Annotated in this window: 26 protein-coding genes and 2 pseudogenes; 22 read left to right on the top strand and 6 right to left on the bottom strand. The window is 41.3% G+C overall.

The window, feature by feature from the left end; all coding sequences use genetic code 11:
* Positions 1–89: 89 nt before the first annotated feature.
* The 6 genes from R7E29_RS00745 (at position 90) to R7E29_RS00720 (ending at position 5,187) form a co-directional block, all read left to right on the top strand.
* The gene (locus R7E29_RS00745; RefSeq protein ID WP_017634602.1) at positions 90–599 is read left to right on the top strand and encodes a DUF4303 domain-containing protein; all 510 of its coding nucleotides are present in this window, start codon (positions 90–92) and stop codon (positions 597–599) included.
* A gap of 143 nt (positions 600–742) precedes the next feature.
* Positions 743–1,774, top strand: a complete 1,032-nt coding sequence (locus R7E29_RS00740) for a GTP pyrophosphokinase family protein (RefSeq protein ID WP_054576957.1) — start codon at positions 743–745, stop codon at positions 1,772–1,774.
* A gap of 154 nt (positions 1,775–1,928) precedes the next feature.
* Positions 1,929–2,759, top strand: a complete 831-nt coding sequence (locus R7E29_RS00735) for a hypothetical protein (protein ID WP_155489449.1) — start codon at positions 1,929–1,931, stop codon at positions 2,757–2,759.
* A gap of 145 nt (positions 2,760–2,904) precedes the next feature.
* The gene (locus R7E29_RS00730) at positions 2,905–3,273 is read left to right on the top strand and encodes a hypothetical protein (RefSeq protein ID WP_017634598.1); all 369 of its coding nucleotides are present in this window, start codon (positions 2,905–2,907) and stop codon (positions 3,271–3,273) included.
* A gap of 147 nt (positions 3,274–3,420) precedes the next feature.
* On the top strand, positions 3,421–3,780 hold the full coding sequence (locus R7E29_RS00725; RefSeq protein WP_017634597.1) for a hypothetical protein: 360 nt from the start codon (positions 3,421–3,423) through the stop codon (positions 3,778–3,780).
* Positions 3,781–4,572: 792 nt separating this feature from the next.
* Entirely contained in the window at positions 4,573–5,187 is a 615-nt protein-coding gene (locus R7E29_RS00720) for a hypothetical protein (RefSeq protein WP_017634596.1), read from the top strand.
* Between the two features lie 25 nt (positions 5,188–5,212).
* Here the strand turns inward: R7E29_RS00720 and R7E29_RS00715 are convergent, their stop codons facing one another.
* Positions 5,213–6,181, bottom strand: coding sequence for an IS30 family transposase (locus R7E29_RS00715; protein WP_213906742.1), 969 nt, complete (start codon positions 6,179–6,181; stop codon positions 5,213–5,215).
* Positions 6,182–6,394: 213 nt separating this feature from the next.
* On the opposite strand from R7E29_RS00715, the gene R7E29_RS00710 reads away from it, so the two are divergent.
* Positions 6,395–6,808, top strand: a complete 414-nt coding sequence (locus R7E29_RS00710; RefSeq protein ID WP_054574717.1) for a hypothetical protein — start codon at positions 6,395–6,397, stop codon at positions 6,806–6,808.
* A gap of 223 nt (positions 6,809–7,031) precedes the next feature.
* Here the strand turns inward: R7E29_RS00710 and R7E29_RS00705 are convergent.
* A pseudogene (locus R7E29_RS00705) lies at positions 7,032–7,196 on the bottom strand (type II toxin-antitoxin system RelE/ParE family toxin); the annotation flags it as partial.
* Positions 7,182–7,289, bottom strand: a pseudogene (locus tag R7E29_RS00700) (type II toxin-antitoxin system Phd/YefM family antitoxin); the annotation flags it as partial. The pseudogenes R7E29_RS00700 and R7E29_RS00705, both read right to left, overlap by 15 nt.
* Positions 7,290–7,516: 227 nt before the next feature.
* On the opposite strand from R7E29_RS00700, the gene R7E29_RS00695 reads away from it, so the two are divergent.
* The 15 genes from R7E29_RS00695 (at position 7,517) to R7E29_RS00625 (ending at position 19,457) form a co-directional block, all read left to right on the top strand.
* Complete coding sequence (locus R7E29_RS00695; protein WP_017634591.1) at positions 7,517–8,038, top strand: GNAT family N-acetyltransferase; 522 nt, start codon at positions 7,517–7,519, stop codon at positions 8,036–8,038.
* A gap of 1,078 nt (positions 8,039–9,116) precedes the next feature.
* The gene (locus R7E29_RS00690; protein ID WP_005377076.1) at positions 9,117–9,518 is read left to right on the top strand and encodes a DUF2007 domain-containing protein; all 402 of its coding nucleotides are present in this window, start codon (positions 9,117–9,119) and stop codon (positions 9,516–9,518) included.
* A 143-nt stretch (positions 9,519–9,661) separates the two neighbouring features.
* The gene (locus R7E29_RS00685) at positions 9,662–10,270 is read left to right on the top strand and encodes a pyridoxamine 5'-phosphate oxidase family protein (protein WP_005389306.1); all 609 of its coding nucleotides are present in this window, start codon (positions 9,662–9,664) and stop codon (positions 10,268–10,270) included.
* A 141-nt stretch (positions 10,271–10,411) separates the two neighbouring features.
* A complete protein-coding gene (locus tag R7E29_RS00680) occupies positions 10,412–10,825 on the top strand; it encodes an RDD family protein (protein ID WP_031778951.1) in 414 nt (137 codons plus the stop codon).
* 133 nt (positions 10,826–10,958) lie between these two features.
* Complete coding sequence (locus R7E29_RS00675; protein ID WP_047102727.1) at positions 10,959–11,522, top strand: sugar O-acetyltransferase; 564 nt, start codon at positions 10,959–10,961, stop codon at positions 11,520–11,522.
* Between the two features lie 253 nt (positions 11,523–11,775).
* Positions 11,776–12,321, top strand: coding sequence for a GNAT family N-acetyltransferase (locus R7E29_RS00670; protein ID WP_053350310.1), 546 nt, complete (start codon positions 11,776–11,778; stop codon positions 12,319–12,321).
* A gap of 142 nt (positions 12,322–12,463) precedes the next feature.
* Positions 12,464–13,105 carry an alanine--tRNA ligase-related protein gene (locus R7E29_RS00665; protein ID WP_005377082.1) on the top strand — a complete coding sequence of 214 codons (642 nt, stop codon included), beginning with the start codon at positions 12,464–12,466 and terminating at the stop codon, positions 13,103–13,105.
* Between the two features lie 137 nt (positions 13,106–13,242).
* Entirely contained in the window at positions 13,243–13,530 is a 288-nt protein-coding gene (locus tag R7E29_RS00660; RefSeq protein ID WP_318082372.1) for a putative quinol monooxygenase, read from the top strand.
* A 143-nt stretch (positions 13,531–13,673) separates the two neighbouring features.
* On the top strand, positions 13,674–13,970 hold the full coding sequence (locus R7E29_RS00655) for an antibiotic biosynthesis monooxygenase family protein (RefSeq protein ID WP_005377084.1): 297 nt from the start codon (positions 13,674–13,676) through the stop codon (positions 13,968–13,970).
* A 92-nt stretch (positions 13,971–14,062) separates the two neighbouring features.
* Positions 14,063–14,668 carry a hypothetical protein gene (locus tag R7E29_RS00650; protein ID WP_005377094.1) on the top strand — a complete coding sequence of 202 codons (606 nt, stop codon included), beginning with the start codon at positions 14,063–14,065 and terminating at the stop codon, positions 14,666–14,668.
* A gap of 97 nt (positions 14,669–14,765) precedes the next feature.
* The gene (locus R7E29_RS00645; RefSeq protein WP_005377096.1) at positions 14,766–15,119 is read left to right on the top strand and encodes a DUF1428 domain-containing protein; all 354 of its coding nucleotides are present in this window, start codon (positions 14,766–14,768) and stop codon (positions 15,117–15,119) included.
* A gap of 129 nt (positions 15,120–15,248) precedes the next feature.
* On the top strand, positions 15,249–15,875 hold the full coding sequence (locus tag R7E29_RS00640) for a LysE family translocator (RefSeq protein WP_053350313.1): 627 nt from the start codon (positions 15,249–15,251) through the stop codon (positions 15,873–15,875).
* A gap of 327 nt (positions 15,876–16,202) precedes the next feature.
* The gene (locus R7E29_RS00635) at positions 16,203–16,829 is read left to right on the top strand and encodes a LysE family translocator (RefSeq protein ID WP_054575059.1); all 627 of its coding nucleotides are present in this window, start codon (positions 16,203–16,205) and stop codon (positions 16,827–16,829) included.
* A 169-nt stretch (positions 16,830–16,998) separates the two neighbouring features.
* Positions 16,999–17,463 (top strand): DUF2846 domain-containing protein, encoded by a 465-nt coding sequence (locus R7E29_RS00630; RefSeq protein ID WP_054576959.1) that lies wholly within the window; start codon positions 16,999–17,001, stop codon positions 17,461–17,463.
* A gap of 335 nt (positions 17,464–17,798) precedes the next feature.
* Positions 17,799–19,457, top strand: a complete 1,659-nt coding sequence (locus R7E29_RS00625) for an autotransporter assembly complex protein TamA (protein WP_230856645.1) — start codon at positions 17,799–17,801, stop codon at positions 19,455–19,457.
* A gap of 57 nt (positions 19,458–19,514) precedes the next feature.
* Here the strand turns inward: R7E29_RS00625 and R7E29_RS00620 are convergent, their stop codons facing one another.
* The 3 genes from R7E29_RS00620 to R7E29_RS00610 form a co-directional block, all read right to left on the bottom strand.
* Complete coding sequence (locus R7E29_RS00620) at positions 19,515–20,966, bottom strand: phospholipase D family protein (RefSeq protein ID WP_054576961.1); 1,452 nt, start codon at positions 20,964–20,966, stop codon at positions 19,515–19,517.
* 101 nt (positions 20,967–21,067) lie between these two features.
* Positions 21,068–23,107 (bottom strand): carboxylesterase family protein, encoded by a 2,040-nt coding sequence (locus R7E29_RS00615; protein ID WP_025768096.1) that lies wholly within the window; start codon positions 23,105–23,107, stop codon positions 21,068–21,070.
* 210 nt (positions 23,108–23,317) lie between these two features.
* Positions 23,318–24,970: a hypothetical protein gene (locus tag R7E29_RS00610; protein ID WP_025768097.1), complete on the bottom strand. Its 1,653-nt coding sequence runs from the start codon at positions 24,968–24,970 to the stop codon at positions 23,318–23,320.
* Between the last annotated feature and the right edge of the window lie 83 nt (positions 24,971–25,053).

Genomic DNA, 25,053 nt, shown 5'->3' with positions numbered 1-25,053 from the left:
TGCGTTGCGCTTAGTGTTTAAGGTGGTATGCGGCGGCTTCGGTATTGCGTTGCTCACACCTTAACAGGGCGTTATACATTTGGAGCAATATGAAACTTATACAACTAGAAAATATGCTCTACAAGGCGACCAAATCAATAATAGTAAGGTTGTCGTCTGAGTTTAAGCAGCATCACTTCTATTACGTAGCTTTGGTCACAACTGGAGAGGGGCATCGACCTATATTTTCGGCTTGGTCTGACGAGCTGTTGCAAACCGAAGCTTCATCCTCTGAAGACCAAGAAGAAATAAAATGGTCATATGCAGACTCACCGTTGTTTGGTTTCTGCGATGAATACTTCTCAGATGTTGAACTACTTTTGGACAATGTGAGCGCTGAATGTGGTTTTAGTGAAGAGACTACGGCAGTTCTTTTATCTGCGATGGAGTCGACTCTTAAGCGCTTGGATATTGAAGGTTACTTAGATAGTTTAAATTGTCGAAATAAACTCTATATCAACGCAGAAATCATGCCGCCAGACGAGACAAACGTTGAACGAGCATATAGGTTAAATCCGCGTGAGTCCTTAGATAGTTGGCTTCGAGAGGCGGCGGAATAAATGTATAACAAATTGTTCAAGAGTGATTCGGCACGCGTGGCATTTTTACTATGCGTTGGTTTTAGTGGTTAAGGTGTTATGCGGGAGCTTCGGTATTGCGCGCCTCACACCTTAACAAGGCGTTAAATATACAAGGAGAAACTATGGCATCATTAGATTTTGAAGTTGAAAAGCAAAAGTTTAGAGAGTTCTATAACGATAATCACGATGTTTTAGAAAAAGCTAAAGATAGTTTTGTTAGTATTATTAACTCAATATTAGTGACGGAAGGTGTTTCCATATCACTTGTGTCAGGACGAGTTAAAGACCGAGAAGAGTGCATCAAAAAGTTTTCACGCAAATATCAGGCGAAGCTTGAGGAAAGTGAAACTAGTTATGAAATAAAAGATTACATCACAGATGTCCTTGGCTTGAGAGTTGTCTGCTTATATGAAAAGGATGTAATTAAAGTAAGAGATATACTTAAAGATGAGTTCTCTGTAATAGATGAAACTAACAAGATACTCGATATAGAAAGTAAAGAAGATGTATTTGGATATAAAGGGTTACATATGGACTTGCAATTGCAAGAGCCTCGTTCAGGAATGAAAGAGTATATCCTATATCGAGATCTAAGCTTTGAAGTGCAAATCAGAACTATAGTTCAAGATGCTTGGAGTGTGTTGGATCATAAGATTAAGTATAAAAAGTCAATCCCGCCAGAATTAAAAAGACGTATTAATACTTTGGCTGCGTTATTCGAGCTAGCTGATAGAGAGTTCCTTAGTATAAGAGAAGAAACCGAGAAACTGCAGGCTCAAGCTGACAGTAATGATTCAATTGCTGCTAGACCTCTTGATGTATTTAACTTTGGTTCGGCTGTTTCTACCTTCTTTGAAGGTTTCAAGTTTCAATCTCATAAAGTTGACGGCTTTGTAGAAGAAGTTATGGGATATAAGGAAATTACGGTTGAAGAGTTTAGGGGGGTGATAGCCAATAGCCTTGATATAGTAAGAGAATTTGAAATGCAGTTAGGCTCGGAGGGTACAACAAAACATCAGTTTAATCCGTTTACCGTAATTCGTCATGCCTTATATTCTCATGATCCTGCTACATACGAGCGCATATTGTATGACAAACAAAGAGCTGCTTTTGATGCTTGGTTGGCTGAAAGACAAGACCCAGCAGCTGCTTAGTATATTTAACAAACTGTTCAAGAGGGATTCGCAACGCGTGGCATCTTCACTATGCGTTGGTTTAAGTGATTAAGGTGGTATGCGGCGGCATTGGTATTGCGTTGCTCACCCCTTAACAGGGCGTTAGCCATCAAACTAATATGGAGTAGTACAATTGAATAATTGGTTAATTAGATTTTCTATGGGTCTGCCATGCCGTCCTGAGGATCGTAAAGAAATGGAAGAGGTTCTTCCAGAGTTATTTCAATCAGATAAAAAGAGGAAGCTTAAACCAACTCTAGTATTCCCTTTCTTTTTATATGAATTTGACACAAGAGAATTGAGTTCTTGGGCTCGATCTTGCGAAGAAGCAGATCGAACTGAGAAAGGTCGTATTGGAAATCATGAAGTATGCCCAGTTTGCTCCAAACCTCTAAATTCTTCTAATACAGGCGAAAGTGATTACTTAAATCTAGAAATTTCAGGGGGGCTTAATAGAAAAAGCTCTGTACCAGCTTTCATGCAACTCGTCACTAGAAATAGGAAAGCAAATATTAAGCCTCCAATTAAGGATGTTTATTTTACAGATAGGTTTCTACTCGCAGATGCAGGGGAGGCAGGTTCAGGTGGCGGATATGATAACATTATCAGTTACTTAGAAAACTTAGCTATAGAAAAAGATACAGAATTTACTGTGCATACTCCGAATTGGCCGACAAAATCTTTGATACAAAAAGAAAGGGGGGATTGCCTTTCTAGCGCGCAACGAATTTTAAAGAACTTAATTGAACAGAATTATCCAAACGTGAAATTCGCCCAATTGCCCCAAAAGCCAGTATTTCATGACCGTTTATATTTAGCCCGAGGATCAGATAGTCAAATTAATGGTGTTTTTGGCCCTTCACTAAATGGACTCGGTTCACAAGATATTGCTTTAATGGGTGAAATTGAAGATAAGAATCTACTAGATACATTGAGTGGCATATTGTCTGGGAGAAATGGCTAACAAAGCATTTAAGAGTGATTCCTAACGCTTGGCATTTTTTATTCTATCTTTGAGGTTAGTGTTTACGGTGGTATGGTTGAGTTTCGTGGTAGTGTAACTCACACCTTAATGCGGCGTTATGTGTAATCAGAGTTTGAGATAACATATGCACAAAGTAATCAGATTTGGCGTAGCAATATTTATGCTTGGTTGCGTCCAATCGTCAGTATTTGCAGAAGAAGGTTCTTTTGGTTTAGATGGTGAGTTTGTTTATAAAGATATGGTCGGCGGGCCATATTTTGATGAGTGGTATGTCGTTGGAGATATGGGCCAGCTGAACGACATTAAAATCTATCGTGAAGGTAAGTCAGGTTCGTTGAAGGCTATAATCAAGGTTGACTGTAAGTTACAAACGGTAACAGCCCAAGGTTCTGCCTTTATCTATGATTCTATTGCTTTGTCCAAAGAGGAAGCTCAAGAGTATTTCTCCGCGGATATTACGAAAGCAATCGTTAATAAAATCTGTATGCATTAACCAAACACATAACAAACTGCTTAAGAGGGATTCGCAACGCGTGGTATTTTCATTATGGGTTGATTTTGGTGATTAAGGTGGTATGCGGCGGGTTAGGTATTGCGTTGCTCACCCCTTAGCAGGGCGTTAGGTTAATGGAGATAATAATTGAATAAATGGTATGAAGATGATGATAAAGTTAAATCATTGTTTGACGGAATTCGAAACTACATATATTGCGGAGTAATTCTCTATGTTGGTGTTTGGACTGTAATCCGTCCTGCTGGAAATTTATTTATAGATACACTCGGAATACTGTTTAGTTGCTTGGCTATTTACTTGTTTTGGGTGAATACAAAAATAATGGAAAGGAAACTTTTTCAACAGCCTAGAGGCTCTTTGAAAGGGACTATAGTAATTAGCCTGATCTCAACGTTGTTTCTTCTTTTAGGTTTTAGTCTTTTAGTTCAACAACTCACGGTATTAAACTACAGCGACTTCTTTCCTCCGGTTAACGAAAACAGTTAAGGTTAGAAATGAGCGTGCGTTGAGAAATTAACCTAACAAACTGTTCAAGAGGGATTCGCAACGCGTGGCATTTTCACTATGCGTTGGTTTAAGTGATTAAGGTGGTATGCGGCTACTTCGGTATTGCGTTGCTCACCCCTTAACAGGGCGTTAGTCGCCAGAAAAAGCTTGCAGTCAAATCATGTTTCTAAGCTTAAAATTTGGCTGATGATTGTTTGCTATACAGGCTCTTCATCGATGGTCAAAACTCAGTTTCAGGCTGTTTCAAATTCAAAGTTTGCAAGTGTCCAAGCGTTTTTTTGTTCTTTGGCGCTGACAGAACAGGGCAATCGAGCGTCTGTTCTTGGTTGCAATTCTGTCCGGTGAGTTTGTTGGTTCAAAAGCAGATCTACTCGCTGAAAAGTCGTCTTCTCTAGTGTTGTAAGTTCCACGTGGTTTCAGTTACTTTGTTGAAAGTCCGCACTGTGAGATTGGTTTTCCAAAAAGTGCTTTTTGGTGTTGTCAGTCCGTTTTCTACGGCGTTTTATGTTCCAAGTGGTTTCATTGAGTAGCCGCTTTGAGACCACGCCTAACTTAAATGCATCAAAGCACATAAGATTTGTTGTTTGCAAAGTTTAGTTCGGCTTAAAATTGTCTCTCGGTGCCTCGCGACTAACAAACTGCTCAAGAGGGATTCGCAACGCGTGGCATTTTTACTATGCGTTGAATTTAGTGATTAAGGTGGTATGCGGCGGCTTCGGTATTGCGTTGCTCACCCCTTAGCAGGGCGTTATGCATTTTCTTGGAGTTTAGATGAAAGAAAAAGTAGTAGATTTGGCTGTAAGTAACGGTGAACTGATATTTGATTCCCTACTTGAAAATGGTTTGCTTAAGGATATTCCGTTGCTGGGGAATGCCGTAAAAGTATTGCAACTCAAAGGAGATGTAACTAACTACTTGTTTGCCAAGAAATTAGAGGCTTTCCTTGTCAAGTTGAAAAACAGCCATATCGATGAAATCGATGTTGGAATCGAAAATAGAAAGCAGCTTCAAAAAATTAGTAGTGATCTAGTATTCATCCTAGAAAGAGTTAGCAATGTAGATAAGTCGAAATGGATAGCGCAGGCAGTTATTGGTCTTGTTGAAAGGCGTTACTGTCTAGATACTTTCGAGCGTCTGGTATATACAATCGAACGTTTTAGTCCCACTCTGAAAAGCACTTTAGATGTTTGGTATTTGCCAAGAGATTACAGCAATGGAAAAGGGTATGCTTTTGCTTTTGATGGTGACCATCCCGAAGAACTGGCTAATCTTGGCTTACTAAGGCGTAAATACGAAGCCAAGGTTACAAACGATGATAAAATCCCAGTTACTTTCGAGGCATGCAATCTTGGTCAGCAGTTGTGGTATGTGATTGAAAATGCTTAGTATCAAGTTTGAAGTGCGACACTTTCTACAGATGCGCATGAATATACTCCGTTGGTGTTCTATACCCAAGTATTTTGCGTGGGCGCGTATTTAATTTGTGTGCAATGTCATTGCATAGCTTCTGTGTCACGTGTGACATGGAAGTTCGTTTTGGTAAGTATTGTCGTATCAAGCCATTGGTATTTTCATTAGTTCCTCGTTCCCATGAATGGTATGGCTTCGCGAAGTAAAACAAGCAGTTATGATGTTTTTCTAACTGTGCATAGCCGTGAAATTCAGTGCCGTTATCCGTGGTTATCGTCTTAAAAGGTAAATCAGAGCGGGTCATTATTTTGCTCATTCTTACATTGAGCGACTCGCTTGTTCTGTCGTCCATTTGACCGATAAAAGTGTAGCCAGTCATTCTGTCGACTAAAGTCACGATACAGTGCTTGGTTCCACGGCCCACGACAGTATCAATTTCCCAATGACCAGGCTCTTTTCGATGCTCAGCTTTTGCAGGTCTTTCGGTAATATGGCGCTTTGCTGCCAGTCGACCTCGGCTGTCTTTTGAGTTATACCTTTTGCGCCTTTTCTTAGTGGATTGGCGTAGGTGTTTCCATAGTGTTCCCCCGAGAGTTTTGTCGTTCCAAATATGCTGATAAATGAGCTCGTGGCTCATTGTTGGATAGCCTCTTCCCCTCAGGTATCCGACGATTTGGTCAGGGCTCCAATCCAGTCGTAGCAAGGCTTCAGGTAGCCTAAAGTCGATTTCGCTGTAACGCTTATTCCTGCGCGAGCGTCTCAGTCGGTTGCGAGCCATTTGTTGAGCTCTCCACGCTTGATAGAAATACCTTTTAAAGTATCTGTTGTATCGGGAGTTGCGTTCAATTTCTCGATAGATAGTGGCTTTGTGACGCCCCAGTTGTTTAGCTATTTTAGCGGTACTAATTCCTTGCTTTCTGAGGGCAGAAATCATATACCTTTCGTTCTCAGTGAGGTGCGTGTATTTCATGTTTTTTACTTCTTGGCGGGAGCAAACTTCATGATTATCGCATCTCACTGTTTTTATGTTCAGAGGTGTCGCACTTCGTACTTGAATCCAAGATGCATAACAAAGCATTTAAGAGTGATTCGCAACGCTTGCCATTTTCGCTTCGCTCAAAGTATAGGCAAGCATCGCTCACACCTTAATGCGGCGTTAGGAAATATTTGAGGGAGTAGTCAGGTGTCAAAGTGGTACGATGATAAAGATAGTGTGAAAGAAGTTTTTGATGGAATTCGCAATTATCTATACTGTGGTGTGTTGTTCTATGCAGGTGTGGTCAATTTTTCAGAAGCATCAACGAATGTAATCGTAAATTGTTTGTACTTTGTTCTAGGTGTAGCTTTTTGTTTAAGTGCATTATATTTGTTGTTTGTAAACAGTAAGCTATTATTCAAATCATTTGTGTCAAAGCGCAAGTCCATGTTTTCATATGTAGTTTCCTGTTTTATATTCTCTTTGGTTGTCATCCAGTTTGCTATATTTGCTTTGACGCATGAAAGTGAGCAAGTAAAAATGAAAAATGGGCATATTGTAGGGGAGATTAGAGTTCCTGATACATTCGTCCCTGACTTCTTGTTAGATAAAACTAACTAGTCATTGGGCAGAAATATTCCTAACAAATTGTTCAAGAGTGATTCAGCACGCGTGGCATTTTTTACTATGCGGTGGGTTTATTGGTTAAGGTGCTATGCGGAAGCTAGGGCATTGCGTGCTTCACACCTTAACAAGGTGTTAGTTTACATGGATAAACTCTCACCCTAATTATGCTTCTAAGGTGAAAATCGTGTTATTTCAGATGATTCTGGGGTAGCTGTGATTAACCTAATACAGCAACAACTAAGATAAAGTTATCTTCTTTGGTGAAATAAGCTGTGTGTTTTCCTATCGGGAAATAAAAGCCATTTGGGTACATCTCGTCACAACTTCTTCCTAAATCTGGATTATCAGCTAGCATCTGAAACCCTGATAGCAGAGTATCTTTACTGTTTTTGCTGATTTTTACTGGCTCGCGTTGTGCGCTTAGAAGTAGTTCGCCGAAATTTTGTTTGGCATCATTGGCTGTTAATGTATGCATGGCCAGTTCCCAATTGAGTGCACAGTTAGATCATAATGTATCGCATGAAATGTTCAATTTAATTAAATCGCGTGATTCGTGCGAAATGTAAACTAACAAACTGTCTAATATTGATTCTCAACTCGTGGCATTAACTGGGCGTTGAGCTCAGTGATTAAATCGGTATGCGGCGGCTTTTGTATTGCGTTGCTCAACTCCAAAAGGTCATTAATACTCAAAGGTCAAATATGGATATTTACCCAGAAATCGAGTTATCTAAAGCGCAGCATAATGCAATTGAAGCTCTTAGAAACAAGTCGTTTCCTGAACATCAAGTTACTCGCTCTTACTATAAGCAACTCCCGCATATGAGAGTTCTGAATTACGAAGGCGATCAGTTAGTTGGTTACATGGGATTAGACTACAGAGTTGTTCGCGTTGGTGATGAAATTTATAAAGTATTAGGTGTGAGTGACTTTTGTGTCGAGAGCACAGCTCAAAGGCAAGGTATTGGAACAACAATGTTGTCTCAACTCAGCGATTATGCCTCAACTAAAGATGTCGACTTCATCATTTTAGTCTCCGATTTGGAGCGTTTTTATGTGGCTAATGGTTATCAGCGCCTTAACTCTCTAAGTTCTTGGTTGCGAGTTCACGAACATAAAAATTACGGTGTTGCTGTAGAACAACTAGATGATTTATATGTTAAACCTATCAGCGGTAAAACTTGGGCTGTTGGTCATATAGATTGGTTAGGGTATATATATTAGTCTGTATTGGGCTAATAATTGGTTCACAACAAGAGTGGTTACACATGGCATTTTCACTATGAGTTGATTTAAGTGATGTGGGGCAGTTTTGTATTGTGATACTCACTCTTTAATAATGTGCTGCAACTCTTAGGAAGCAAAAGGCTTAATTTATGGAATGTAGAGTACTAGTAACCAGCATAAGTATTGCTCTTTGTAGTGTAGGAATGGCCGCGAATCCACTAAGTATTCAAAGTGATGAGCAACTGTTTAAAAACTTCGCTCTCTCATCTTGAATTGCGACTAATTACAAAGGATCAGCTGTTGCGAAAGATGCGATAACGGCGATGCAAGGCTACAGAGAGTTTTCCGAGCTTCCTTTGGAGTCATTCTTTGGGGTTAGCGAGCTATTGGAAAAATATGATATGGTTATTTACAAATCAAAAAATGGTAACGTGATCAAATTGGCCTACTGTATAGACTTTTCTAATTCAGACGATGTTCATAAGCTATACATTAATGCGAAATCAGAGTTATAACAAACTGCTCAAAGTTGATTCGCAACGTGTGGTATTTTTACGGCGCAATACGTTGAGTGATTAAGATGATTTTTAGTGGTTTCTGTATTGAATTACTCATCTCTTAGCGGGGCATTATGCGGTGATGTAAATATGAAGATATTTTTAATAGTAGCAACACTCGTTCAGTTCACTTTCCTGAGTTTCTCGAAATACTATTGCTCAATTGCAAATGAGGTGCTTAGAAAGGCGGTGGAAACTAAAGAGAGTAACTTTCTATCTTTCCTTGATAAGTATGATTATTACAATGACTTAGATAATTATCTAGGCTTAGCGTCCGCTACAGTGTGGGTTATGGTCGTGCTCGTGATAAAGTTGAAAAATGTATCAAGCACCGACATGGCTCATGTGGCTGTTTGTTTGCCGTTATTTTTTCATATGATTTTGATGTCGATGTAGCTTCAATAGCTGTGGTTGGGTGATTAGGTACAACAAACTACTCAGGCTAGCGTACCATACATAGCATTTCCAATTAGCGTTTCTTATACCTTACGGGAGCGCTTTCCCACAAGGAGCAATATGTGATTGTAGTAGCAAGGTTTTCTTTTCCTCATGAAGCTCATATTGCGAGAGCAAGCCTAGATAGTGTCGGAATAGAAAGTTACATCGCTGACGAGCACACGGTAAATACTCAGTGGCTTTATTCAAATGCAATAGGCGGCGTCCGTCTGATGGTGGCCGAAAGTGATGCAGAAGATGCGAAACAAATACTTAGTAGCGATTTCTCAGAATCATTGGGAAATGAAGTTGACGTTGATGAAGAAAAAGACGTTTGCCCTAAATGTGGTAGTAAAGATCTATTTGCATTTACAAAAGGTAAACGCCCAGCTTTCTTAGTTTTTATTTTACTGGGTTTTCCACTGTTTTTTTACAAGCATGGTTATAAGTGTAAGCAGTGTGGGGAGTTTAGTGAAAAACTTTAAATCTTCAGATAACAAGGCATTAAAGAGACAACTTGTACTCGTAGTATTTTTACGATGAGTTAGGTCTAGTGCCTATACAAGAAGTCAGAGTTACTGCTTGCTTACAAGCAAAGCATTATACGATAGTGAAGGAATAACATTGAATGAGTGAAATTAAAACAATAGAGCAGTTAAAAGAAATTTACGCAGAGCCAAGTGCGAGAGCTAAAAATAAAGCTCTGCCTGTGCTGGATGTTCATGCGATTACATTAATTAATAACTGCCATTTTGCAGTTCTAAGTACCGCTGATTCACAAGGGTATATCGATCTTTCTCCTAAAGGAGGGGAGCCTGGCTTCGTAAAAGTTTTAGATGAATCAACATTGTTGCTCCCTGATAGCTCGGGGAACAATCGTATCGATAGTCTAAAAAATATCATTAGTAACCCCAAGGTAGGGTTGTTATTGATGGTAAATGGTATTGATGAAGTGCTCCGTATTAAAGGAATCGCAAGTATTCACACCGACGCCAACTTGATATCTGCTTGCCCCGATGGAAGTAAAGATCCTAAGGTTGTTATCAAAATAGTCATAGAGAGTATGTACTTTCATTGTGCGAAAGCGGTGATGAGAGGGAAACTTTGGTCTGATGACTATAAAGTAAATCGCTCAATTCTCCCTTCATTAGCTCAAATCTTTAAAGATCAACAAAAGTTAGAAAGTAAAGCGCTTAATCAAGAAGAGATGTTGAAATATTACCAATCTAGCCTTTAGAACAAGCGTGGTAATATATTGAAAAGATAGAAAAATCAGGTTCGACCTTGCTTTACGGAAGTATGGATTAGGTTTAGTGGGGATGTTACTGTCTCAATAGCGTTAGTTCACAAATAAACAATTGTTAGTCCAAATTTTAAAATGAAAAATGCAGAAAAATTTACTCTAGAAAATTACGTTTTGGCTAGTCCGGGAGTTAGGTGTGTTGGACAAATGATTGATCTTTTTGTCAGCTTTAGCATTTTTACTCTCGTTTTATGGGTCGGCTTAGAAATCGGTATTGAAAAAGAGCTTGTGCGCGCTACAGCAGTAACTGCGACTGTATCGTATTACCTTTTTTCTGATTGTTTACCAAATGGTCAAAGTGTGGGTAAAAAACTTTTGGGCATTGCAGTTATAAGTGCAAGAACGGGTAAAAAGTGCAATATTTTTCAGTCGCTCTTTCGAAATGTTATTACTCCATTCTTCGGTTTTATTGACTCAATTTTCATTCTTGGTAAAAAGAGGCAACGTCTCGGTGATAAGTTAGTGAGAACGGTGGTGGTAGTGCACTAGTTTGTGATAGCGCTGAGGACTAGGGTTCAAGTCGGGCTTTGTTTTCGTGGTGGAACAGCCTCGCTTAGGAGGTAGCGTTACTCACATACTTAATGTAGCGTTGTAAGAAAATTGGTATTGGAGTCCAAGTTTTATGTCAGAAAAAGAGAAAATGTTAGCAGGTGAGCTTTATGACCCAAGTGATGAAGAGTTATTAAAGTTAAGGTTGAGCGCTAGGTTACTAACTGAAAAATTGAATGCCACGTCTGTTGAGCATAAACAAAAGCGAGTTCAAATAACTAAGCGCTTGTTTGGCACAACAGGTGACGATATTCATGTTGAATCTTCTTTCAATTGCGACTACGGATCCAACATTCACGTTGGAGATAATTTTTACGCTAATTTTGGTTGTGTGATTTTGGATGTTGCGGAAGTTAAGTTTGGTGATAACTGTTTACTTGGGCCTCAAGTTGGCATTTATACTGCGACTCATCCCTTAGATCCTATCGAGAGGAACAGTGGTTTAGAGCTAGCAAAGCCCATAAACATTGGTGACAATTGTTGGATAGGTGGCCATGCCGTAATCAACCCTGGCGTAACACTTGGGAACAACGTGGTGGTAGCCTCTGGCGCAGTCGTTACAAAGAGTTTTAGAGACAATGTCGTTGTTGGTGGCAACCCAGCCAGAGTACTGAAGGAAATCGTCACTAAGCGATAATAAAGTATATGGACTATTTTGAGCCTGAGTTTAGGACTTATGATCAACTCACCCCAAGCTTTGATGCGTTCAACGGTTACTTGTTGACGCACTTGAATGTCTAAAATTTGCTTCAATATAGAGTCGTTACACGTGGCGCTTTTACCGTGCGTTGAGCTTGTTTAAAAGTCTCATACGAAATCATTTGTATTACGTGTCTCACACTTTTATTGGATTTTCGTCACCAATAACGAACCAAAAGGCTGACCCCAAAATGTTAGTAACAAAGATTGAAACGGAACGATTAATTCTAAGAGAGCTAGTTGAAGATGATGCAAGCGAATTGTTTGACATCTTCTCAGACCATGAGGTCATGAAATATTGGAACTCTGGCCCTTGGGTTTCAATTGAAGAAGCGCGGACATTTATAGCCAAGAGTACACAGGCCATGAATAGGAATACAGAAGTGACACTAGGCATCTTCCTAAAGAGCAATGGCCAACTTCTGGGTAAGATAATGCTGTTTAATCACGTGAAAGAGTCTAGGCGCGCAGAAATTGGCTTTGGCGTGAGTCGTCATTTCTGGGGTAAAGGCATTGTATTAGAGGCGGGAACTGCATTAATCGAACACGCATTCAAAACACTGAATCTACGTCGAATCGAGGCTGAGATAGATCCAGACAATGCTTCTTCAGGTAAAGTCTTGGAACGGTTAGGTTTTATAAAGGAAGGTTTCCTTAGGCAGCGTTGGGAAGTGAATGGAGTAGTCTCAGATTCAGCAATTTACGGGTTGTTAGCTAAACCCCTGGACAGCGTTTAGTACCCAGCCTTAAAAGCATCTAATAGATCTAGCCTGCTCGTACTCAATACACAGCCTTACACTTGACGGCGAGGTTTCTTGAATTGACTTGGTGGTCAGTGAATGTACTATCACGGATAGGACTTACTGCAAGGATAGCAGCATGAGCGAGAAATTATTTTGGGTTAATCCCTACCAAACAGAACTTAACTCAAGAGTGACCAATGTAGACGGAAATAAGGTTGAATTGGACCAGACTATCTTCTTTGCAGAGTCTGGAGGCCAAGAGAGTGATAAAGGAACGATTAATGGTATTCCGGTTTTGATTGCTCAAAAGTTAGGTGTTCGACTTATTTACACATTGGAATCCTCTCCAAATTTTACTCTTGGTGACATTGTAACTACGAATATTGATTGGAAGCGTAGATATGCCTTAATGAAGCTACACTTTGCGGCTGAAGTGGTGCTCGAGATGTTTTATCAGCGTCGGGAAGGCATTGTTAAGATAGGCGCGCATATTTCTGAAAATAAGAGTCGCATAGATTTCGAGTGGTCTGAAAGTATTGGCCCGCTATTGAAAGAAATTGAAACTGATGTGCAAGATTTGATTAACTCTGATTCAGTTATTATTAGTGACTTTTCCGATCAAGAGAGTGAAAGAAGGTATTGGAGAGTGGATGGGTTTGCGCAAGTGCCTTGCGGTGGCACTCACTTAAAGCGCACATCAGAAGTCGGCCAAATTCAATTAAAACGCAAGAACATCGGTAAAGGCAAAGAAAGGGTAGAGATAACCTTATGCTCGTAAGTCGATAGGGCATTAGAAATAGATTCCTAACACGTGGCATTTTAATTCATGTGAGATTCACATTTGCGATATGATGGTTGAGATTGAGGGCGTGTTGGCTACTTCTTAACGAAAGGTTACAGGGGCGAGAGGATGATATGTCGAAAGTAACATTGAAAGGCTTTATTTTAGTTCCGGAAAAGGATTTAGAATTAGTAAAACATGCGTTAATAACTCACAAAAGGCTCACGTTAGAAGAGCCGGGCTGCCTTACTTTTCTTGTGACTCAAAGGCCGACTAATCCTTTTCGTTTTGATGTCTATGAGGAGTTCGTCGACAAAGCCTCTTTTAAGCAACATCAGGAAAGAGTTCAAGCCTCACATTGGGGAAAAGTAACTGCCAATGTTAAACGTCAATACGAAATCTTTGAATGTGTGCATGACTAATCGAATCGGAGTGATTTAGAGCGTTTACGCTTTGTTTTTTAGGTTGTTCTACGCTCTACTATGTTGCTTTATTCATCTATTAACCTGGCTTAGTGTTCCTGATACTTTGCCGTATTAAATCTAGAAATTTTAATGGAAGTGTTATGTTTAGAGTTGTGTATGAATGGCGTGTGCCAAGTGAAAAAATGGATGAGTTTCAAAATATATGGCGTTCGACGACAGATTCAATTCATCAGTCAGTAGATGGGGCGCTTGGTAGTTTTATGCTTCGTGCTTACGATGTACCGGAAAAGGTTTTAACTATTGCCAAGTGGCGAACACGTGAAGACTGGGAGCGGTTTTGGGGAACTAGTAACCCAGAAAAAATGAAGAAGATGAGTGAAATTGCAGAGCGTATTTCAGTTGAACCATTCGATGAAATTGAAGATAGAACTAAGTAGGGCTAGAAGCAAACAACAGAAACGTTAAAGTGATGCCTAATGCACAGTTTGGCGGATAATATGAAAGACAACCTTAACGAAGGAATAGGGTTATGCAGATTTTAATCGTTGGAGGTAGTAAAGGGCTAGGAAGGTTCTTGGCTACGAACTTACAGGGTACAGAAATTTATGCGATTTCTAGATCAAAGCTAGTTGAGGGGGGAGTCGCCTCTGTTTGTATTGACGTTGATCCCGGTAAAAAACCAGATTATACGTGCTTCAAAGGTGTAGAGTTTGACATCATCGTTTATTTGGCGTCGATGTGGGGAGAGTCTTCAGAATTGACAACAAGCGAACTGATTGAGTTTATGAATGTTGGCCCGATTGGGTATCTTAATTTAGTCAATGAGCTTAACGCTTTAGGTTCACTTAACGATAAATGCAATATTGTATCTATTGGCTCTACAGCAGAGCTTTCAGAAAGTAGTGAATACCCTGCATTCGCCCTCAGTAAAAGATTACTCAAAGATATTTCTAGCCAGCTGCAAAACGTTTATCGTGATTACCGCTTTACTCACTTTACAATAGGTGGGATCGGGCATGCTGAAGAGGAACGTATTGAGTATTCGAGTGTTTTGGAGATTATAAATATGCTAACCAAGCTTGATCCAAACACATACCTTTCAAATATGCATATAAAGTCCAAGCTAGGAATGTAGCTCTCAAGCTGTATTACGTACCTGTTTCTATGGTTTGGCATCATGTGCATTCTTTTTATTGAGCTATGGTTATAACTCCAATGAAAGGAGTTTACTTATGTCATACATTGATGGGTTTGTCGCTGCAGTACCGACAGCGAATAAAGAAAAGTATATCGCACACGCAAAAATAGCAGCAGAAATGTTCAGGGAGTTTGGGGCCTTAAAGGTTGTTGAGACGTGGGGGAGTGAAGTACCAGATGGTGAGATCACATCATTTCCCATGGCAGTTAACGCTGAAAGCAACGAAACCGTTGTGTTTTCGTGGGTAGTCTGGCCTTCAAAAGAAGTTCGGGACTCAGGGTGGCAGCGGATCATGGCTGATCCTCGAATGAGTCCAGACAATAACCCAATGCCCTTTGATGGAAAGCGTCTCATTTATGGCGGATTTGATGTTATTTTGGAGCAGTAAAATACCAAAGAATCTCAACTCGATTCGTAACACTTGGTGTTTTAATCAGTATTACGCTTCTGATGTACGTTCAATAGAGTATTCCGCGATAAGTGTTGATAAAACTCCATTTGGAGGCTTAGAGTAAAAATGGAAGAGATAAATTATTCACTGATTGTCGTATCAGCTATCGCTGCCATCGCTAGCCCCGGACCTGCAACTCTTGCGATAGCAGGCACGTCAATGAACCACGGTCGACGCTTTGGAGGGTATTTGGCTGCAGGTGTTTTAACGGGGTCTTTATTTTGGTCAACCTCAGCCGCTTTTGGTCTCGCAACCATACTCTATAGCAATGTTTGGCTTTTTGAAATTCTTAGATATTGTGGGGCATTTTATCTTTTATATTTGGCTTTAAAGTCCGTACATTCTGCCTGCAACATCGAGCAGCTAAAGTTACCCAAAACATACGTAACGACAAAGAAGGGTAACTACTTAACCGGAGTGTTAATTCACTTAACTAACCCAAAGGCTATTCTGTTTTTCGGTGCGCTTTATTCGATAGGGGTTCCTCCTACGGCCAGTCCGTTGGAATTGTTGTCGGTCATTTTTGTTGTAGGGCTGGTTAGTGCTTTGGTTTTCTTTGGCTATGCTTTTCTTTTCGCGTATAAAAAGGTCAGGCAAACCTATCTCAGATCCAAAGCAGTTTTTGAAGGCGTGTTCGCGTTATTTTTTGGTGTGGCAAGTATTAAGTTGCTGCTTAGTGAGGCAGGAAAATGAAGCACAAAAGGCTTGAAGAAATAAGAATAGATAATCTATCTGATTTGACGGTCTATTAAGTATACTAAGTAGCCGATTTGTTAACTTCCATAAGAGCTGCTGGCTAGAAAAAGCTTACAACCAAATGATGCTAAATATTATCATTCAAAGGGCTAACAAAGGCCCATAATTTAATTCGTATCACTGTTCATGATTGTGCTCTTCGTGCAGTGCTGTAGTATTAGTAACGTGTTGTTAATACTAAATATAACCAATTGAAACCTGGACGTTGCATTACTTGTAGTTCGATGAAATGTTATCCCGCAAGACGTTAATTTGGAGAAAAGAATGGATTCAAACTCACTATTATTATTTGTTGTCGCTTGTCTCGCTATCAACATGATTCCTGGACCTGATGTAATTTATATTGTTTCCAATACAATGAAAGGTAAAATATCTGCTGGGCTGAAAGCGGCTCTGGGGCTTGGTGTTGGTTACTTTTTTCATACACTAGCGGCATGTTTAGGTTTGTCAGCAATAATTCTGAGTTCATCTTTGGCTTTTAGCGTTGTTAAATGGTTAGGGGCTGCTTACCTAGTTTATTTAGGTGTTCAGTCATTACTGTCCATGTGGCGTGGAGAAAGTAAAATCGTTGAAAACAAAAATGTTGATAACAATAAAAATGTGTTTGTTCAGGGAGTTATCGTCAGCGTCTTGAATCCAAAAGTAGCGCTATTCTTTCTCTCGTTTCTGCCTCAATTTATTGATACGTCTGCAAGCTCAACATCAATGCAATTATTAGTACTTGGCTTGCTGTTCAGCGTACTTGCGACGACATGTAACGTTTTGTACGCCTCTGTGGGTAATTGGGTATTTAGTCGTCCACACTCTCAGCGTTATTCAAGAACTCTTGAAGGTGTTTCAGGTATTCTACTTATCAGTCTAGCGAGTAAAGTGGCATTTAGTGATCGTTAGATACAGGGCATTTTATTCTCGTGATTATTATATGGCTAATGTTTGCTCAATCTATACGCTAAATGAGTGCTATTGCATAGGTTGAATCACAAATTTCAAAAATACCAATAAGTGAACGTATTTATTTATAGTATGGTTGGCGCGATTTTATCGTAGCTAGGTTAATAACATGAAAAATAAAGTAATTCTGTGTTCCGCATTCCTTTTGGGTTTGTCAGGTTGTGCTTCTGTTCCTACTGTTGATTCGACAGTATCAAATCAAATGAAATCATTTGAAGCACCTCAAAAGGGGAACGCAGGGATTTACATTTATCGAGAAGACGCTTTTGTCGGAGCAGCGCTTAAAAAGTATGTTTACGTCGATGGGGAATGTATTGGTGAAACCGCTCCTGGTGTATTCTTCTACCATGAGGTCGAAGGCAATAAAGAACATCAAGTAAGTACAGAGTCTGAGTTTTCTGAAAATCACTTAACTATCTTAACGGAAGAGGGCCGTAATTATTTCGTTAATCAATACATTAAAATGGGTGTATTTGTTGGTGGTGCGGGCGTAGAACTCGTAGGCGAAAGCAAAGGTAAAGCAGAAGTACTAAAAGTCGACATGGCAGAAAAAGGAAACTGTTCTTCGATCTAGTTTTACTAACAGACGCTTTTTAGATTAAAAAACACATTATCAATGTAACCCAACGCTTGATGAGATCCATTCAGCGTTGGGTTTTGTATTTTTGGCAAACAGTATACCTATTTCAGACCGCATGATTTGCCACCTCCTAGCTTGAGCCAATTTATCGTTCAAAGTATCTACTTGTGAAACGTGAATTTTCGAGAGGATTTCGTAGGGAGCAATCCTACAAACGCGATTAACTGATATATCATTCCATCATTAATCTTGTCGAGTGTATTGCTAAACTAGGTAGCGGTGTGTCTCCTCTCATTAAACAAATAATAGGTATATCAGTTTTAGCTTCTATGCCTTTACATCATGCACTCGGAGCGCAATTTAAAATCAAAGGGCTAACACCAATATTAGAGAAAAATCTTGAAAGTCACCTTACACCACTAACGAAACTCTCTGTTTCAAACATTACCTCAAATCGACTAACGCAGATGGTTAATAATACGTTAAACCCTTATGGCTACTATCATTCCGAGCTCAGAGTTCAGAGATCCGAGAATGATCTCATCACGCTTGAGGTCGACGCTGGGGAGGTGATGTTGGTGGCAAAATCTAACCTTGCCGTGTCGGGGGAGGCCTGTAACGATCAGGATTTCATCGAACTAATCAATCAAGCTCAACTTAAACAAGGGCAGCCGTTGCTTCATTCTGAGTACGACACACTAAAACGAAACTTGATTTCATTGGCTCAGCAAAAAGGTTACTTAGATGGGCGTTTTATCGAATCGTCTTTGGAAGTCATTCCAAGCTTGAATCAAGCCCATGTGAATCTGCATTTCTCTAGTGGTTCTCGTTACCAATTTGGAGAGCTCTCTGTCCTTACGTCGGGTATCGAAACGGCACGAATAGAAGCGATGAGAACGTTTGAGGGGGGCGACGATTTTGATACTTTGAAATTGAGTCAATATCAGGCCGATCTCTCCAGTACTGATTGGTTTCGCAGTGTGATTGTGAAAGCGGATTTCGAGGCGATATCCGATGGTCATAAGGTGCCGATAGAAGTGCTCGCAGAGCCGAGTTCACGCAATATTGTGCAAGTCGGTGGTGGGTATTCGACAGACTTGGGATTACGCGCTTCGCTAAACTGGACCAAGCCTTGGTATAACGCACGTGGACACAGTTTTGAGGCACAAGCGTACGCTTCCAAACCGGAACAATCGCTATTACTTGGCTACAAAATTCCCACCCAAAATGTCCTGACGGATTACTACGGGATTCAGTTTGAATCTAAGCATGTCGACTATCGAGACACATCGAGTTTTTCCAATGGTTTATCGTTTGAAAAACACTGGCAGTTAGACAGTGATTGGCAAAGCACCATGCACGTTCGTTATTTGCAAGAAAGTTATCGACAAGCGTCGGAGAATAACGAATCACAGTTGTTATTTCCGGGGGTGACATTTTCACTACTTGATCGCAAGAACGATCAATTAGAAGTAAAGCACCGTCACGTTTACTCATTGGAATACTCAGACCCTAATTTTTTCTCCGATTCTCGTTTGCTGCGTATTGAAGGCAACAGTGTGCTGTCTTGGGATATTAGTGAAAAACACAAGTTTCACTTTCGTTCCAATGTCGGTATTAATGTCGCTGACACTTTGAGCGATATTCCATCATCATTACGTTTCTTTGCGGGAGGTGATGGCAATCTTCGTGGTTATGGTTATGAATCCATCTCTCCGAGAGACGAAAATGGCGATTTAACGGGTGCTCGTTACATGTTTACTGCTGGGTTGGAATATCAATATCAGGTCTACAGCCAACTGTGGCTTGGGGCATTCTATGATGTTGGTGATGCCTTCAACGATAGGGTGGATTGGAAAAGCGGTACAGGGCTGAGTTTGATATGGAATTCAAAATACGTGCCCGTCAAAGTGGATTTTGCTTACGGTTTAGATGCTCCGCAAGGAGACCAATTCCGTGTTCACTTTTCGCTAGGCACGCAGTTTTAGCGGACATTAAAAAGGCTCTCATCCTTGCAGATAGAGAGCCTTTTAAGTCTTGATTGTTTAGAGTTCGAACTCACCATTCAGTTTCTTGAATATCCAGTTAGGCGCCTTATGCCATACACCATAGTTTGGATTCTTAGTATGGATTTCATTCATTGATTGCCACTGAGTTTGGCCTTGTCCATCTCGAGATACTCGCCAAAACAGTTCATCTTTTTGTCGGGTTAAGTAGTGCATGACATGTTCTGCAAAGGCTTCGCTTTGGACCAACACACCAAATTCCACATTGAGGAAATCCGATCTTGGGTCGAAGTTTGATGAGCCGATATAAGTTAGCCGATCATCGAGTATCACCGTCTTGTTGTGATAATAAGTATCCGCATGGAAGTAATGGTCATCATTTTTCGCTTGGTTTTTGTACTCAAGTATATGAACGCCCTTATCCAACAGGGTTTGGCGATGCTCCTCGTAATAAGCCGGAATAAAGCCAGAATCATTAGATGCAGACGAGTTCGTCATTAACGTGATGTCCGCTTTTTGCTCCATCAAGGTATCAATAAAGGCAAACTCACCATCACTTGGTACCACGTAAGGCGTTGATATCACGGCTTTAGACGCAGTGGCTATTTGTTGCCAAACTTGGTGTTCTGCACGTTTTCTAAAGTAGGGTTTGTTGTTTTCTAACTTGTTTAATGAGTCGAAAACGGGGGTGACTTGCGCAGTGATGAAGTCGGGACTGGTCAGGTGTTTAACCTGTTTTTCAACCTCAGCCAGAATGATGCTTTTGTCTTTCTCACCTTTATTAAGCGCTTTAGTAAACGCGGAATAGTTTGGGGTAACGTTAACGATGTTTTCTATTGGCGTGACATGCTCGCTGTCCCAAAGTTGTTGGTAGTTTTGGTCGAACGCTCGAAGAATGCTGCCTTTGAACAAGACATCCATATCAAAGAAGTTGGCTTTGCGGCTGTAACCAAAATAGTCGTCGCCAATGTTGCGTCCACCTAGAATCATCCATTGATGGTCGACGTTGAAGTACTTCTCGTGCAGACGATTGTCCAAACGTTGTTGGTGAGTAGAGAAGTTGACGGCGCGACCAATCCAACCTGACTTACGTGAATCAAACGGATTGAATAAACGGATTTGAATGTTGTCGTGAGCGCTGAGATCAGCAAGCCATTTCTCGTTAAAAACCAATAGATCATCGAGAGTGAGTCGAATTTGCACGCCTCGATCTGCTGCTTGCTTGAGTTCATTGAGTAGCATCAAACCAAGCGTGTCACTCTCCCAAGAAAAGTAAGTCATATCGATGCTTTGCTGAGCATTTCTAACCAGTTCAACGCGACGCGCAAAGGCTTCCGGAGCGTTAGGAATTAAGTAAACTTCGGCTTGATGCTGAGTAGTTTGCCAATTGGCTTCAAAATCCGGTTCAACTTGCGGGTAGGGCTGGGCACAGCCAACCAATAGTGCGCTGAAGATAAAGAGTAGCAGGGCACGAAGGGCGTTAGGAAACATGAGTAAACCTTCCTAATGATGTTCAAGGAATAAGGATGAAAAAAGCCAGTGAACTGGCTTTTAGGTATTTGGTAACGAGCTATTAGTGACTGAAGATAACGTTACATGTGACTCAGAATCAGCCCAAGTTCCTCGAGACCGTTGAGGCGACCTTGGCGCAGTTTTGGATCGATGCCTGAGTGATGAGCATTGTCCCAGTCTTGTGTGGATTGAATACCGCCATCGTTATCGATCAGCAATACTCGGTCAGTCGCGCTGTTGTATTGGAAGTCCTCAAATAAACGTTCGCTAAACCACATACGAGAGAGCTCGTTCATCATTGCTTTGTCTTTGCTACCTGGACGAACACTTGAACCATCAAGCTTTAATGCTTTATTAAACACAAATGGTAATTCCGATGCATTGCAAGCGCCGACAATACAACTGATGCTTTTGAGTAAATCGCCAACGTCGAGATCGCCATTTTCACCTTTGGTATTGTAAGTCCATACGTTGAATCCAGGTTTGTAGTCAAAGTAGTAGAAGCTTGGCGTTGCCCCTGTTGCTTCTTCAGTTGAAACTTTATGACGGTTTGGACCCGTGAAGAGCAAATCATGCAACGTGGTTTTGAATTGCTGCATGTTTTTGGTCGCACCATTTAGTTCGCTTTCATCGTTGGGGAAGAAGTCAGCCAGAGCAAGTAACTCCGTTGTTGAATCGGAGTTCCCCAAACCGAAGAACAACTTAGTCATCGCCTCATAAGCGGTGCTAGGCAGCAGTTCCAATAAGTCAGAAAGATCGAGTTCAATCGAAGCTGAATCGTTGAGTAATGAACGATATTCGGTGCGTAAACGGTTTAAGTTCGTTTCCGATTCTAGCCACTCCACCATGTATTCGACGATTAAGTTTTCGTCACCACTTTCAATGATTTCTGGCGCTTCTTGGCTCAAGATTTCAATAATAGTTGGGATCAAAAATGTCAGGCTCGGCAGCATGCCTAGAGTATTGCTTTCTGCACTGTTTGAGCCAATTACCGTCGGTACGATCCATTCACTCTCAATCGCTTGTTCAGTAAAGTGATAGCCTGGTACTTCTTTCACTAGAAACGCTGGTGGGCGATGCTCGATGTAAGGCGCAAATGGCATCAACGTAGCTAATGGGCTGTTGTCTCGTGTTGGACTTATAACCGGAATATTCGCAGCGGTCAGTACCCAGTTCTTAAGACGTTGAATAGGATCAAGCATCTCGCTCTGTACCTTCATGACCTCTTCAAGTGGTAGTAGCGTTAGATCTTCAACACTTTGCTCTGGCCTTTGGCTCTTGGCAACATCGTAACTTTTATATTCAAAGCCGTACGCGTTGCTTTGCATGATGGCACGCTGAAAGTGCTCACCTGCGATTGCAGCATCGCCTTTTGATTGCTGTAAAATTCCCACCGACATGGCACCCGCACCTTGCCCCATGAGTGTCACGTTTTGCGGATTGCCGCCGAATGCATCTATGTTTTGTTGGACCCATTCAAGCGCGTGTTTTTGATCGCCTAGGCCAAAGTTACCACCCTCTGAGTTGTCCAAACCATCGACCCAAACACTGCCCAGCAAGCCCAAACGATAGTTAAAAGTAACAGCAATAAACGGGTTACCATCGTCAGCACCTTGCGCAACCACCATATCACCATGAATCAGCGGTTCTGAGCCTGCGCCGTATTCAAAGTCTCCACCGTGAATAAAGACATAAACTGGCAAATCTGCGTACGCTTCTGTCCCGGCAGGTCGCCAAATGTTTAGGTTCAAACAATTTTCTGACTGCGTTTGTGTGGTGGTTTTTAACTGCGGACACGCATCACCGAACTGAGTCGCATCAATATCGCCTTCAAGTGGGGCCACAATGCTGTGCTGAAAGCGGTCTGCTTGCGCAAACTGGATACCTTTGAACGCCTCTACCGCTGCCAGTTTTTCATCCGCATCAAGAGGCGTGATGACGAGGGACTCTTTGGTCGCTTGAATGGTTGCATCGCCAATTTCCAAAGCGATTTGCTCTGGTGGTAAGGGTTGTAGTGGCTTCGGGCCGTTAGGAACGCTAGGTTTACTTGAGTCATCACTGCAAGCTGCTAAGGCAAGAGTGATGGTAATGGCTAAAGTTGAGCGATTGAGTAAAGTCATTGTTATGTCCAAAAAGTCATTTGGTGCGTGCACCGAAAATGTTAAACGGCATCTAACAAGCGACGTCCTGACGCTTTGGCATTAATCCGTGAATGGTTGGATGGCTTGTTGTATTGATGGCTCAAATGGTAGGACATCGGCGACAGTTTCAGTAATCGCCTTTGTAGGATGCAGTCCTACCATCGTCTAGGGGCCGGCTCTTTATGAGAGCTAGAAACGGTAACCAAGATTTAAGGTTACTGACTCTCGAGTTTCCCCTTTGTTATAGAGAAAGGTCAGGTTGTAGTTTTTGCCGATTTGCTTATTGAAACCAGTCAAAAACGCCCATTGATTAAGATCTACACCAATGTCGTAATCGAATTCGATATCACCACTTTTTACATGCCCGTCCATTCGAGCGTCCAGTCCTTGATATTCTGCTCCGACAAAGAACTGCGTGCGATAATCGACAAGTTGATAACCCAACATCGGCTGTACAGTAACAATACCATCGCCCCAATCATCTAAGCCCTTTAAGCGAGTTTGCGAATAGGTACCAGTGACAGAAGCAAAGAATTCTTTATAGCCAACCGAAAGGGTTGTACCTAAACCACGAAGGTCATATTCCAAATGCAGCGGCACGTCTAAGCGTCCGCGACTACAAAGTGCAGATAAACCATCGCAAAACTTATCACCTAATCCTGGCAGTTTATCGTTCAGCTTATCTTTTATGTACTGGCCACCTTCGCCTGTGTATCCCGCATCCACGTTCGCATCGACATTGATTTTGCCGACGTAACCAAACACGTTCCAAAAAGGGAGGATGTTCACATCACCACGAACACTGAAACTCTCTGCGTTCACAATCCCGACGGTGTCTTCTGGGTCGAATAGGTCGTTTAGACGCACGCCATCAATAGTGAAGTCATTGAATGGGATGTTCATATCTTGGTTACGGTAAGCCATTGATACACCAAACGGCAGCGGTAAATCGATGCCTTGTCGACGCACCATATCGCCCATTAATGGGAAGATACGATCAAGTTTTACACTGGCTTCTTGCATGCGTGGGTCAGAAACTTCGTTCAAGCGCTTCTCATCCAACACTTGCACACCAATGTCATCCTCATAGATGGCAACAGGTTTAAGAGTGCTGACCATTTTCAGTGGTTTGTTTTTGCTTGAGCCAACAATTTCAGTGTGTTTGCTCGCAATCACAAGTTTGCCAGAATCCAACTTTTGAAAGCGGATCTCTTGATGGTACGTATCTACCTTGTATTTGTGGTGTGTGAACGGCTTTTCGTTAGTGATGACCATGCGTTTTGGTTCACCGTTAACGAGTTCGATATCGACGCTTAAGAAACGGAAATAGGCGATGTCTTGTGGAAGCCCGTATTTTGAGTAGTTGAAGCTGACAATGACATTACCGTTTTGATCTTCTTTTGCTTGTACCGATGAAGAGTCAAAGCTCTCTGCGTAATTACGGAGACGATATTCTGTGCGTGTGAAGGCTTCGATTTCATCGAGTACTTTTTCGTTCTTATCCAACTCTTCAGGGTTGTACTTGATGCGTAGATCGATATTGCCCTTGCTGTCGGTGTTTTTTACAAGGAACACCGAAGAATCACGGACCTCGTTGCCGATTTGAACGGTTCGGTGAGCATGCTCTACCAAGTGCTCGCCTTGTACTAGAGAACTGATGGCCAGTTTCGGTAGATCATGGCTGATACCGTATTTGTCGAAGAGCTGGCGACCTTGTTCCATTACTTCGTTGTAAGTTGTCTCTTCTGCGGCGAAGCTAAAAGTGGGGGTAGTAAGCATTAGTGCGCTCACTAGCACAGTAACAGAAGATGTCTTGCTAGCGCGTATTTCAAAAAAACTCATGACGATTTCCACTCTGAATAGCCTCAAACCTTCGAGACTCAGACAGTTAATGTGTCACTGAACTTCTTGTTCAGTTAGATAGA

It is taken from the genome of Vibrio sp. Vb1729 (assembly GCF_033338655.1).
Lineage (GTDB): Bacteria > Pseudomonadota > Gammaproteobacteria > Enterobacterales > Vibrionaceae > Vibrio > Vibrio alginolyticus.
The sequence above is the reverse complement of the archived record's forward strand: the minus strand, read 5'-3'. Positions and strand labels throughout refer to the sequence as shown.

Coding starts and splice junctions, on each gene's coding strand:
- R7E29_RS00625 (WP_230856645.1), top strand. CDS start 17,799: ATGCCTTTACATCATGCACTCGGAGCGCAATTTAAAATCAAAGGGCTA.
- R7E29_RS00620 (WP_054576961.1), bottom strand. CDS start 20,966: ATGTTTCCTAACGCCCTTCGTGCCCTGCTACTCTTTATCTTCAGCGCA.
- R7E29_RS00695 (WP_017634591.1), top strand. CDS start 7,517: ATGGATATTTACCCAGAAATCGAGTTATCTAAAGCGCAGCATAATGCA.
- R7E29_RS00740 (WP_054576957.1), top strand. CDS start 743: ATGGCATCATTAGATTTTGAAGTTGAAAAGCAAAAGTTTAGAGAGTTC.
- R7E29_RS00685 (WP_005389306.1), top strand. CDS start 9,662: ATGAGTGAAATTAAAACAATAGAGCAGTTAAAAGAAATTTACGCAGAG.
- R7E29_RS00615 (WP_025768096.1), bottom strand. CDS start 23,107: ATGACTTTACTCAATCGCTCAACTTTAGCCATTACCATCACTCTTGCC.
- R7E29_RS00670 (WP_053350310.1), top strand. CDS start 11,776: ATGTTAGTAACAAAGATTGAAACGGAACGATTAATTCTAAGAGAGCTA.
- R7E29_RS00610 (WP_025768097.1), bottom strand. CDS start 24,970: ATGAGTTTTTTTGAAATACGCGCTAGCAAGACATCTTCTGTTACTGTG.
- R7E29_RS00715 (WP_213906742.1), bottom strand. CDS start 6,181: ATGAAATACACGCACCTCACTGAGAACGAAAGGTATATGATTTCTGCC.
- R7E29_RS00720 (WP_017634596.1), top strand. CDS start 4,573: ATGAAAGAAAAAGTAGTAGATTTGGCTGTAAGTAACGGTGAACTGATA.
- R7E29_RS00665 (WP_005377082.1), top strand. CDS start 12,464: ATGAGCGAGAAATTATTTTGGGTTAATCCCTACCAAACAGAACTTAAC.
- R7E29_RS00650 (WP_005377094.1), top strand. CDS start 14,063: ATGCAGATTTTAATCGTTGGAGGTAGTAAAGGGCTAGGAAGGTTCTTG.
- R7E29_RS00675 (WP_047102727.1), top strand. CDS start 10,959: ATGTCAGAAAAAGAGAAAATGTTAGCAGGTGAGCTTTATGACCCAAGT.
- R7E29_RS00635 (WP_054575059.1), top strand. CDS start 16,203: ATGGATTCAAACTCACTATTATTATTTGTTGTCGCTTGTCTCGCTATC.
- R7E29_RS00640 (WP_053350313.1), top strand. CDS start 15,249: ATGGAAGAGATAAATTATTCACTGATTGTCGTATCAGCTATCGCTGCC.
- R7E29_RS00745 (WP_017634602.1), top strand. CDS start 90: ATGAAACTTATACAACTAGAAAATATGCTCTACAAGGCGACCAAATCA.
- R7E29_RS00655 (WP_005377084.1), top strand. CDS start 13,674: ATGTTTAGAGTTGTGTATGAATGGCGTGTGCCAAGTGAAAAAATGGAT.
- R7E29_RS00645 (WP_005377096.1), top strand. CDS start 14,766: ATGTCATACATTGATGGGTTTGTCGCTGCAGTACCGACAGCGAATAAA.
- R7E29_RS00730 (WP_017634598.1), top strand. CDS start 2,905: ATGCACAAAGTAATCAGATTTGGCGTAGCAATATTTATGCTTGGTTGC.
- R7E29_RS00630 (WP_054576959.1), top strand. CDS start 16,999: ATGAAAAATAAAGTAATTCTGTGTTCCGCATTCCTTTTGGGTTTGTCA.
- R7E29_RS00680 (WP_031778951.1), top strand. CDS start 10,412: ATGAAAAATGCAGAAAAATTTACTCTAGAAAATTACGTTTTGGCTAGT.
- R7E29_RS00660 (WP_318082372.1), top strand. CDS start 13,243: ATGTCGAAAGTAACATTGAAAGGCTTTATTTTAGTTCCGGAAAAGGAT.